At 58.5% G+C, this 349-nt stretch carries 1 pseudogene; it reads right to left on the bottom strand.

Annotation, left to right across the window (positions count from 1 at the left end):
* Nucleotides 1-299, bottom strand: a pseudogene (locus KHA85_RS19310) (peptide chain release factor N(5)-glutamine methyltransferase); the annotation flags it as partial.
* Between the last annotated feature and the right edge of the window lie 50 nt (nt 300-349).

Genomic DNA, 349 nt, shown 5'->3' with positions numbered 1-349 from the left:
ACACTAGGGCAAGCGCCAGACATCACCAATCGTCGAGCCTCCTGGATGGACTGTTCGGCCACCAACTCGGTCTCCAAGCGGGGTATAAACACTCCTGGCCCGACCTCCAGCCGAAGGCCACGGAACCAGGCATGACCGATGATGTACTGCGCTGGTTCCCCGCTTCGCCGCCGATCCACCATCTGATTGAAACGATCCTCATCATCAGCATTAACGCTCGCCACACGAATGAGTTGTGACGGTTGGATTCTCAGTGCTTCACATAGCAACATGCGTGCATCTGCTGCCGGGGTCTCAATCCCCGCGGTGGTCAGTTGTCGAGTGGCTCGTGCCAGGAGGAGAGATGGGC

The organism is Dietzia massiliensis (genome assembly GCF_018390595.1).
GTDB lineage: Bacteria > Actinomycetota > Actinomycetes > Mycobacteriales > Mycobacteriaceae > Dietzia > Dietzia massiliensis.
This window is presented reverse-complemented; position numbering and strand designations above follow the sequence as displayed.